Annotated in this window: 7 protein-coding genes; 1 reads left to right on the forward strand and 6 read right to left on the reverse strand. The window is 49.5% G+C overall.

Annotation, left to right across the window (positions count from 1 at the left end; all coding sequences use genetic code 11):
* Nucleotides 1–50: 50 nt before the first annotated feature.
* Together ABUL11_RS04990 and ABUL11_RS04995 are read right to left on the reverse strand one after the other, a co-directional pair.
* The gene (locus tag ABUL11_RS04990) at nt 51–3,137 is read right to left on the reverse strand and encodes an efflux RND transporter permease subunit (protein ID WP_350282761.1); all 3,087 of its coding nucleotides are present in this window, start codon (nt 3,135–3,137) and stop codon (nt 51–53) included.
* Nucleotides 3,134–4,231 (reverse strand): efflux RND transporter periplasmic adaptor subunit, encoded by a 1,098-nt coding sequence (locus ABUL11_RS04995; protein WP_350282769.1) that lies wholly within the window; start codon nt 4,229–4,231, stop codon nt 3,134–3,136. The genes ABUL11_RS04990 and ABUL11_RS04995 overlap by 4 nt, the downstream gene beginning before the upstream one ends.
* A 72-nt stretch (nt 4,232–4,303) precedes the next feature.
* Here ABUL11_RS04995 and ABUL11_RS05000 point away from each other — a divergent pair, with 72 nt between their 5' ends.
* Nucleotides 4,304–4,525: a hypothetical protein gene (locus ABUL11_RS05000; RefSeq protein ID WP_350282762.1), complete on the forward strand. Its 222-nt coding sequence runs from the start codon at nt 4,304–4,306 to the stop codon at nt 4,523–4,525.
* 8 nt (nt 4,526–4,533) lie between these two features.
* On the opposite strand, the gene ABUL11_RS05005 is transcribed toward ABUL11_RS05000, so the two are convergent.
* The 4 genes from ABUL11_RS05005 to ABUL11_RS05020 all read right to left on the reverse strand — a co-directional run bounded on the left by ABUL11_RS05005 (nt 4,534) and on the right by ABUL11_RS05020 (nt 9,428).
* The gene (locus tag ABUL11_RS05005; protein WP_350282763.1) at nt 4,534–4,662 is read right to left on the reverse strand and encodes a hypothetical protein; all 129 of its coding nucleotides are present in this window, start codon (nt 4,660–4,662) and stop codon (nt 4,534–4,536) included.
* A 322-nt stretch (nt 4,663–4,984) separates the two neighbouring features.
* On the reverse strand, nt 4,985–6,499 hold the full coding sequence (locus tag ABUL11_RS05010) for a peroxidase family protein (RefSeq protein WP_350282764.1): 1,515 nt from the start codon (nt 6,497–6,499) through the stop codon (nt 4,985–4,987).
* Between the two features lie 482 nt (nt 6,500–6,981).
* Nucleotides 6,982–8,478 (reverse strand): DEAD/DEAH box helicase, encoded by a 1,497-nt coding sequence (locus tag ABUL11_RS05015; RefSeq protein WP_350282765.1) that lies wholly within the window; start codon nt 8,476–8,478, stop codon nt 6,982–6,984.
* A gap of 152 nt (nt 8,479–8,630) precedes the next feature.
* Entirely contained in the window at nt 8,631–9,428 is a 798-nt protein-coding gene (locus ABUL11_RS05020; RefSeq protein WP_350282766.1) for a hypothetical protein, read from the reverse strand.
* Nucleotides 9,429–9,724 lie beyond the last annotated feature (296 nt).

Genomic DNA, 9,724 nt, shown 5'->3' on the forward strand with positions numbered 1-9,724 from the left:
AAATCAGGATAAATACCGTTTCAGCCAGCAACAATTCATACCCAGATCAGTCAGCCGGTCTGTGTCGGGATAGATGTATGTAATTTATCCACTGCCTGCATCACCAGAGAATACACCGCAGGCACCACCACCAGTGTCAGCAGTGTCGAGGAAATCATGCCGCCGATCACCGCAACGGAAAGCGGACGATTGGTCTCAGCACCGGCACCCAGCCCCATCGCTGCAGGCAACAATGCCAGAATGACGGTCAGTGAGGTCATCAATACTGGTCTCAACCGAACCGGACAGGCTTCTCTCAGTGCATCATCTACAGATTTACCCTGCTCACGCAGTTGATTGGTGAGGTCGATCAGCAGAATCGAGTTTTTTGCCACCAGACCGATGAGCAGTATCAGACCGATCATGGAAAATATATTGAGTGAGTTCCCCGTCAGCCACAAGGCAAAAATACCACCAATGATCGCTAATGGCTGTGCCACCATGACGATGAGCGGCTGCAGAAAGGAATTGAACTGGCTGGCCAATACCATATAGAGCAGGACTAGGGCGAGCGTAAAAATGAACAGTGTATTCGTCATTGTTTTGGCCAGCTCTTCTGCCTGTCCGGTCATTTTCACCATATAACCCACCGGCATGAACTCGGCGGCCTGTTGGAATACCATATCGGCCGCATTGCCCAGCGAGAATGCCGGGTTGGCATAGAACATTGCTGCATATTGCAGGTCGAATCGCCCGATTACCGCAGCACCGAGGTTATCACGGAATTTAGCAACCGTATCCAACCTCACCAGCTCGTTCCCTGCACTTCTCAAATAAACCTTTTTCAGATCTTCAAGTTGGTTGAATCGGCTTTCCTTACCCTTGATCCTGATCTGGTAACGTTGCCCATCCCCTGGTTCATCACTGAACTGAGCCACATCCACCCCACCGGTAAACATATTGATTGCCATGGCGACATCAGTAGCCGAGATACCGAGACTGGCGGCTCGTGTCCGATCCAGATCCACCACCAGTTGCGGCAAATCGAGGTCAAGATCCAGATCTACCTTACCCATTCCCGGTATTTCGCCGAGCCGTCGCTGCATTTCCTTGGCCAGTCGACCCACTTCCTGCAGATTGGGGCCGGTCAGATTGAACTGCAATTTCTCCGGGCGCTGGCCGCGCACGATAGCAACCGGTGCGGGAAATGCCCGTACACCCGGGATTTTGTCGAAACGTTCCCTCAGTTCGCGGATCAGCATTTTCTGGGTCATAGTACGATCATTGCGGTCATATAGACGAACATTGACGAATCCTCTGTTAACCTGGCTATCCTGCCCGGCTCCGATCATGCCAAGATAACTAATCACTTCCGAAGGATAGGAAGCCAGTACACCTTCGATCAACTTGAGGCGGGAATCGGTATAGTCGATACTCGAACCCAGCGGTGTTCTGAAAGTAATCATGAATACCCCTTCATCGGCCTCCGGGGAGAGTTCCTTTTCCACCTTGCCAAAAAAGAAACTGCTGCTCAGTACCGTAATGGTAGTAATCAGGATGACCTTCCAGCGATGTTGGATGGAAAACTCGAGCAACGAGCCATATACCCGATCCATGCGATGAAACCAGTTATCCAGCCAGTGATAGAGGCGCCCGTGTTTACGATCGACTCGCAAATAACGCGAGCAAAGCATGGGCGTCAGTGTCAGGGAAACCAGCAGGGAAATCAACACACCAAATGTGACGACGACCGCAAATGATTTAAAAAATTTGCCGATGATACCGTCCATGAAAATAACCGGTGCAAATATACAAGCCAGTGACAGTGTGGCTGCAATCACGGCAAATACCACTTCCTGACTGCCTCTGACCGACGCAGCCGCCGTATCCACCTTGCCATACTTGGCCTGATCCCGGCTCATGTGCCGGAAAATACTCTCCAGCACGACGATGGCATCATCTACCACCACTCCGATCAGCAGCAGCAATGCCAGCAATGTCATGGTATTGAAGGTGAATCCGGAGAAATACATCACTGCAACTGCTCCCAGCAGTGATACCGGAATGGCCGTCGCAATGATCAGCGTGGAACGGATCGAACGCAGGAACAACCAGACGATCAGCGCAGCCAGCAACGTCCCCTCGATCAGATGTTCCTGCAGTGAATTCACCAGTTCCTTGATAAAGATCGCATCACTGGTGGAAACACCGATACGCATTCCGGGTGGCAGGCTGGGAACGATATCTTCTTTCAACCTGCGTTCGACTTCCTCGATGATGGCCACTGTGTTGGCATTTGAAACCTTGACGATTCCCACTCCCAGAGAAGGTTGGCCGTTAAAGCGTGCCACCTGGCGATAATCGGCCAGTTCATCTTCGATTTCTGCAATTTCCTTCAGCCGGATCGGAGCACCATCACGGTAAGCCACGATCAGGTTATTCATATCTTTTAAATTATGGAATTCCAGATCGAGCTTGATCAGCCTTTCCGTATTCTTGCCCACCAGAAAACCACCGGGCAGCTGAATGTGCTCGCGCCGGAAAGCACTGATGACATCATTGGCAGCCAGATTGTAGGAAGCCATACGTTCAGGCAGGATATTGATACGAATGGTACGATCACGACGCCCGCCAAGACGAACCTCCCCGACACCATCGATCGTTTCCAGTTTCTTCTTGATAACGTTGAAACCATACAGATTGAGCTGCTGCAGGGTGCGATCCCCCTGCAGTGACAGCCACATCACCGGCTGAGCGTTAGTTTCGATCTTGCGCACGACCGGCGGTTCGGTATCATCCGGCAGTCGCCGCAAAATCTGACTGATATTTGCCTGCACCTCGTTGTAAGCAACGTCGATGTTCTTGTCCAGACTAAAGGTAATGGTGGTGACCGAAACACTCGGTGAAGAGCTAGATTGCACATGCTCGATACCGGGGATGGTGTTGATCGCTGTCTCGATAATACTGGTAATACTGGCATCGACGATATCGGGATTGGCTCCGATCAGAGTCGTCGTCACCGAAATCATGGGAAATTCGATATATGGCCAGCGATCCACACCGATACGCTGATAACTGATTACACCCAGCAATACCAGCAACCCGGAAACCATCCACGCCAGTACATGACGTTTGATCGACAGTTCCGGCAGTGTCATGAATCTGCCTGTACTGACATTTCTTTCTGTATGGAGATTCTGGCACCATCCGTCAGAAAAGCAGCACCATCGAGCACGACCTGCTCACCCGCTTGTATACCATCGATGATTTCCACCATACCATCCTGCCTCAAGCCGGTACGCACCACTCGCTGATGAGCTTGTGCCTGATCCTGGCTGATGGCATAAACCACTTCACCCGCCGGCCTCAGTACCACACTCTGCTCCGGCACTACCACCACATTCTCGCGCACGCCGAGCACGACCACACCACTAACACTGGCACCCGTATGCCAACCGACTTGATCCTCCACATCAGCCAGTACATCTATCGCCCGGTTACCTGCACCGATGGCAGGTTTCAATTCTCTGATGCGAGAGATGATCTCAACACTGGAAGTAGGCGTATTCAGCCTAACTTCCAGACCTGGCCTGATTAATGAAGCAATACTTTCGGGAAATGGCAGATGAGCACGCAAACGCTGATTGCTGATGATCTGGAACAGTGGATCACCCACCTTGACATAATCTCCCTCAGCAACCAGCCGGGATTCAACCGTCCCATCCACAGGGGAAAGCAGGCGTGTCTTGGACTGATTATGCACGATCGACGCCAGCCGGGATTTGGCACCTTCCAGCTGCCGGTGTAAAGCAATCTCCTGAGTCTTGACATCATCCAGCACGATCTGGGAAATGAAATTCCGCTCGACCAGCCGGGCATTACGCTCAACCGAACGTTTCTGGTTTTCCAGCAAGGCTTCCAGCCGGGCGACTTCACTGAGTGCTTCCCGTCGCTGCAACTGGTAATCGACCGGGTTCAGCAAAGCAATTTCCTGCCCTTTCTTCACATGCTGACCCTGACGCACCAGCACCTTGAGTACCCTCCCGGAAACTTCCGCCGCAACAGTCGGATCCATCATCCCCTCCAGCGAGCCAATGGTTTCTTCACGCATTTCCATCGAGATTTGTTCAGCGGTAATCACACTGACCGAGGGCGGGCTGGCAGCTCTTACCGCTTCCTCCTGCTTGCTGCAGGCAGATAGCAATAGCACCAGAGCCATGCACAGCAATTTTCCTATTCCATTATTCAACATCACAGTCGACCCTCTCCTTGCAACACACATGCACAAATCGGCAACCCGGAACTTTCTTCCGGACAAAGGCAAATGACGGAGATATTATCAAAATCTGCCTTCCATCTGCTTAAAAACAAGCAAATGTCCTATCTGCCTTTTCGACAAATGAAATTAACTGGGAAAACAGGATTGGAAGGATGGGAAAAAGACTGTATCGGAAAGAGGTACGCCCTGGAAAAACCGTTTACTGCGGGATTTTACAGGGGATACTCCCACCAGTCAGAAAAACCGGCGGGAGCAATACTCCAATAAAGCCCTGTTTAGTGTACAACTGGCGAAAAATATGCTGAAACTACAACCAATGAAACCAATACTGCCATAATAAGTACGACAGCAACCATCATTTTCCTGAAGGTTTCAGTATCACTACCTTTTACTATTTCGCTCATCTCGGCTACTCCTTTCTTGTTTGAAAACCCAAGAAAATCATGCACCCGATCAGCTCACATTTCATTGATTTATGTCAATAAATGTATTAGGGGACAACATTGCAGGAGCTTTATCAAATGACCAGATAAACAGGAATGGAGAATAACGTGGCTTGTGCCACCGTTCCTGAACGTCGTCAGAACAGCGCAGATTAATGGATCCTCACCATAATTGACGTGACAACGGCCACACCGATCAGGACTAATAAGGCAGGCTGAAGCACTGGCACCCGGCAATCAGCCAGATACGAATAATATCGATGGATTGCTGGATGGTTTGCCCTTATAACGGAGCTACCACACTAGCAAACCTGAGCAGATCGGTCATCCTGAAAGTGCCTTCTATTGCGCTCGGCAGCGTGGGTATCCATCTCGGATCCTGGCGCAAGTAAGACATAGAATCTCCTTGCAACAAACCAAGAAACACCTCGGCGACGATACGTCCACCCACCGGTCCCAGTCGCTCCCCGTTCTCCTTCACTTCCGCCTCACGCAGAATGTAAAACCAGAGTGGCGTATGCTGGTGCAGTTTGAGATCGACCAGATCTGCAAGGTCGGTGGTATTCAGTATCGGCAGATTCATTGCTTTTGCCACGCTTTGCCCGGAAGGCAGGCTGAAAGTCAATCCTCTGAGCAGATTGAGCTGTGCGAGAGATTGGATATCTCCACACATACCCGGCAAATCGAACAGGATAGTAGAAAGTTTGGTATCGATTTTTTTACTTGGGCGCACTTTGCCATCACCAAAATCAAAGAATGTCTGCCAGTCGATGAAACGGGATGGAGCACGTTTTCCCCCACGCAAGTCATCAGGATCAGGTCCGTCTGCCAGATTATTGTTGAAAATCAGTTTAAAGATTTGCGAATTGATATCAGAAGGTATCGGCCCGAAATTGGAACGATATGAGGGACGAACCTGCGAATGGCCGAAACGATAAGCAGCCACCGAGAATTCAACCGGGATGAAAGGCTGGTTGTGCCATTTATAAAATTTACGACCATTGATCAGGATATTGTCAACCAGCGGCTTGCCAACAGTTCTTACCAGATACTCATGTATGATGATCCACTGGTAATGCCAGCGCACCAACCGTTGTGTTTCGATAAATATTTCATCCGGGTTCGTCAGGCCGGATTCTGCTTTAACATAATCCACTACTGCATTGTGAAAACGCAACATAGCAAGATGTAATTGGGAAATCATCAGACTCTCATCATTGCGCGCATCACCCAGTAGCGCCGTTCCCTGATCGTTGCGCGGCAAATCATAACGTACGAAGCCACCCGCAGAAACTGCAGCTGCACCAGATATCTCCTCAACATAGAACTTGATACCTTCTCCATCAGCACTTTGGTCATATAAATAGGGCGAGGTACCCGGCCCAGCCCCATACATGCTGTCTAGTTCAAACAAAGGCCGGCGGAAATTGCGAATGGATTCCGGATCTGACTGTCTTTCCAGGTCGGAGGTCGGATCAAACGTGATATCGTGATCAAGAAACTGGCCCAGGAAAGTCATACCCGCCACAAGATTCGGATTATTCGGATTAATGAGGCTCAACGCAGGATCAATGATCAGATCGCGGGCAAGATTGGGGTTGACAGCAATATCTGTATCTTCTCTGGCATCCATGATACCGCCCTTCCTGCCAAGTTCTTTCAAAGCATCCCTGATTTGCCGGGTATCCTGCGCAAGGGGTGGAAGGGAGGGAAACATCCGGCCGAATTTACCCTCGTCATAGGAGGTGGATTTCGGGGGGTTATACCCAGCGGATTTATTCGAGCCGTGCCATGTCATTTTTTATTCGTTCTCCAATTGAATCATTGATCGGTGAAAAATGATCAGGCTATTTGACAGAATCTCCCGATTGAATCTTTCATGCGATCCCTCGTATATTTGAGAGTACCTGATCCCGAAAACAGTCATTTCGTGCGCGTACCGGATGAGCACTCCATCACCTCGCACACATCTCTGTCATCGAACCACTCCTGTTTCGCACATATCCCTGACAGGACATCAATACTCGATGTACGGCGGGAAGCATAGCCACACCAACAATGTTGCTCTGTGATCAATCTCACAACGCGGTTACTTGTATTCAGATTTCAGGCAGGGGTGCTACTGCGGTACCGAAAGTAACTGCACTGAGATACCGAAAAATCTCCCGGCATGACGAAAAGGGGGTTGGGTGATACGAATCGGGCAGTCTGAAGATAGCCGATTCTTTGAAACGGATAGTAATGAATTAAAAAGGCGGGAAACCGGGAATTGGGGTGTATTCAGCTCTCCTGGCCGGCTTTATTTTTTGACAAGGCCGTAAACAATGCCGGAACAGTCTTTTTTTCCTGCCGGTATGTCAGGAACAGAGATTGGATTTCCGGTTGCCTAGGCGTTGCTGACTGTGCCGAATTAGCCTGTGGCACGTAAGGCTGGGTAAAGATAGGATCGCTGTATTTTTGTGCTCCTCCCCGGCGAGAACCAGAATGTCTCGGAGATGATGGCAGTTTACCGCGTTTCTCACTTTTGCTTTTCTCACTCCCATTTTCCGTTGGTTTATTGCCGTAGCGGGAGTTACCAGTCGCCATCCGGTTTTTCCGGTCCGGCAGGCTGCGGGCAAACTGTTCTGCATCAAAACCGGCAATCTGCTCCGTTTCCAGTTTGGCATTCAGTAGTTTTTCGATATTGGCCAGCAATTCTTTTTCATGTTCGCTGACCAGCGAAATAGCCTTTCCTTTACTGCCGGCTCGGCCGGTACGCCCGATCCGATGGACATAATCTTCCGCGTTGCCAGGTAATTCATAATTGATGACATGTGACAGCTTGTCGATGTCGATACCGCGCGCGGCAACATCGGTAGCAACCAGTATCTGCACATCACCCTGCTTGAATTCAGCGAGCGCCTGTGTACGCTGCTGCTGATTCTTATCGCCGTGAATAGCAACCGCCGAGATTTCGTGGCGGGAAAGCATCTGCGCCAGGTGAGAAGCACCATGTTTCGTTTTGACGAAAATAAGTGCCTGCTTCAGGCTTTGCTGCCGGATGAGATGCAACAGCAAGGCAAATTTGCTGTCCGGCCTTACCCAGTGAATGACATGCGAAATAGATTCATTCACCGTGTTTTGTACTGTTGCTTCGATCCGGATCGGCTGCTTCAGCAGGCTATCGGCAAGTTTCCTGATTTCACCGGAGAATGTCGCAGAAAACATTAAACTTTGGCGTTGCAGAGGTAACAGCGCCATCACCCGCTTGATGTCCGGCAGAAAACCCATATCCAGCATACGATCAGCTTCATCCAGTACCAGAATTTCAGTTTTGGAAAAATTGACTGCCTTTTGTTCAACCAGGTCCAACAGACGACCGGGAGTAGCCACCAATATCTCCACTCCGACTCGCAGCGCTGCGATTTGAGGATCGATATTGATACCGCCAAAAACGACAGCTGTTTTCAGGGCGAGATATTTCCCGTATTTCCTGACACTTTCATCGATCTGCATTGCCAGTTCACGAGTTGGCGCCATGATCAGGGCACGAACAGGGTGCCGTGCGGGAGACATGCTCGTATTGGCATGTATTTGCAGACGATACAGCAGCGGCAACGTAAAGCCGGCTGTCTTGCCGGTACCTGTTTGCGCACTGGCCATCACATCTTTACCGGCCAGAATCGAAGGAATGACCTGGGCCTGGATCGGAGTGGGGTTCACATATCCCTCATCATTAACTGCATGGAGAATTTCACTGGACAAGCCCAGTTGGGCAAACGTCACATCACTACTCATAGTCTATATTTTGCAATAAGTATGAAACACGAAAATCTACAGGTATTACTACCACCGCACAAATGAATTGAGCCCTGAATCATCATTGATCTTCAACACCTGTTTGGGAATAATCCATAACAGTTATGCGTTCCAGAAGAAAGTGAGCGCACTCATTTCCTGCTCAAAATCACTTTGAGACTGATTCCATTGGTTTTAAGCCATTTGAACAAACTACTCATTCTGTTGAAGACATTCAGAAATACGGGTGCTCCACTAATGGCAACGGCATCCACCAAACAATACCAGGCAGAAACTCCGCTCGGCGGGTTGCCTTGTGTCAACTCGAATATCGGTTCAAGCGTCGCCCATCGCCAAGTCCCGGCGGCGGTGCCAATCAATTCCAGCCAGGTTGTAATGAAAAACGCAGCCAGATACACCATCGGCGATCTGCCCTTGAACAGATAAATCAGGAATACCACATACAGCAGTGCGCCTACCTGATCACCATGTTCGGGTAACCCGCTGATACCCCATGCTGACCACAAACCACAGGAAATCACCACGAATGCTGCAATTTTCCGTGCGTGTTGGAGGAAAAAACCAGAGCGGGCCAGCGCGACTGCAGTCAGATAAACCATGCCATGGCCCGGGGGCACGTATAACGGCACATTTTCCAGACGGTAGGTATATCCCCCCATGTAAACAGATGCAAAATGCTCGCCTGCCGTTGCAAAAGCAACTGCAATCACCACCTGCATCCTTATTTCCCGGTTCTCACCGCGAAGTAATACAATCAGAAAAATCCAAGCGATGACACCCAGCACATTCTGAAGCAGTAAGGTCCCATGCGCATCGATCACAAGGCTGACTGCGACACAAAAGAAGGTAAATGCCGCAATGAAATAATCACGTTTCCTGTGAACCGGATCTCCGGTTACTTCCGGGAATCTATGAAATATGTTCAACATATTAAAAATAAAAAAACCGTCTCTTCCGACGGTTGAGAATACCGACTCCCGGTATGTCTTGTTTATGAAGTTGAAAATAAATACAGTCAGTAACTGCAAGTAGACAACCCCAAGATATCTGTTGATCCGCCTGAACAATATCCGAAATATTCATAGCCTTAAAAAACCAACCAAAATTCCGGGAGAACAAACATTTGTTCTCCCGGAATAGAGTAATAATCAAATTTGGAAAAATAGTTATTATTTTCCTTTTTTGGCGGGTTTGGCGCTGGCCTGGAATTCATCATGGAACTTGA

The sequence above is a fragment of the Nitrosomonas sp. genome (assembly GCF_040256045.1).
GTDB lineage: Bacteria > Pseudomonadota > Gammaproteobacteria > Burkholderiales > Nitrosomonadaceae > Nitrosomonas.

What these genes read in the sequence shown, in the direction of transcription:
- ABUL11_RS04990 (WP_350282761.1), bottom strand. Translation starts at nt 3,137, where the DNA reads ATGACACTGCCGGAACTGTCGATCAAACGTCATGTACTGGCGTGGATG.
- ABUL11_RS04995 (WP_350282769.1), bottom strand. Translation starts at nt 4,231, where the DNA reads ATGTTGAATAATGGAATAGGAAAATTGCTGTGCATGGCTCTGGTGCTA.
- ABUL11_RS05000 (WP_350282762.1), top strand. Translation starts at nt 4,304, where the DNA reads ATGACGGAGATATTATCAAAATCTGCCTTCCATCTGCTTAAAAACAAG.
- ABUL11_RS05005 (WP_350282763.1), bottom strand. Translation starts at nt 4,662, where the DNA reads ATGAGCGAAATAGTAAAAGGTAGTGATACTGAAACCTTCAGGAAAATG.
- ABUL11_RS05010 (WP_350282764.1), bottom strand. Translation starts at nt 6,499, where the DNA reads ATGACATGGCACGGCTCGAATAAATCCGCTGGGTATAACCCCCCGAAA.
- ABUL11_RS05015 (WP_350282765.1), bottom strand. Translation starts at nt 8,478, where the DNA reads ATGAGTAGTGATGTGACGTTTGCCCAACTGGGCTTGTCCAGTGAAATT.
- ABUL11_RS05020 (WP_350282766.1), bottom strand. Translation starts at nt 9,428, where the DNA reads ATGTTGAACATATTTCATAGATTCCCGGAAGTAACCGGAGATCCGGTT.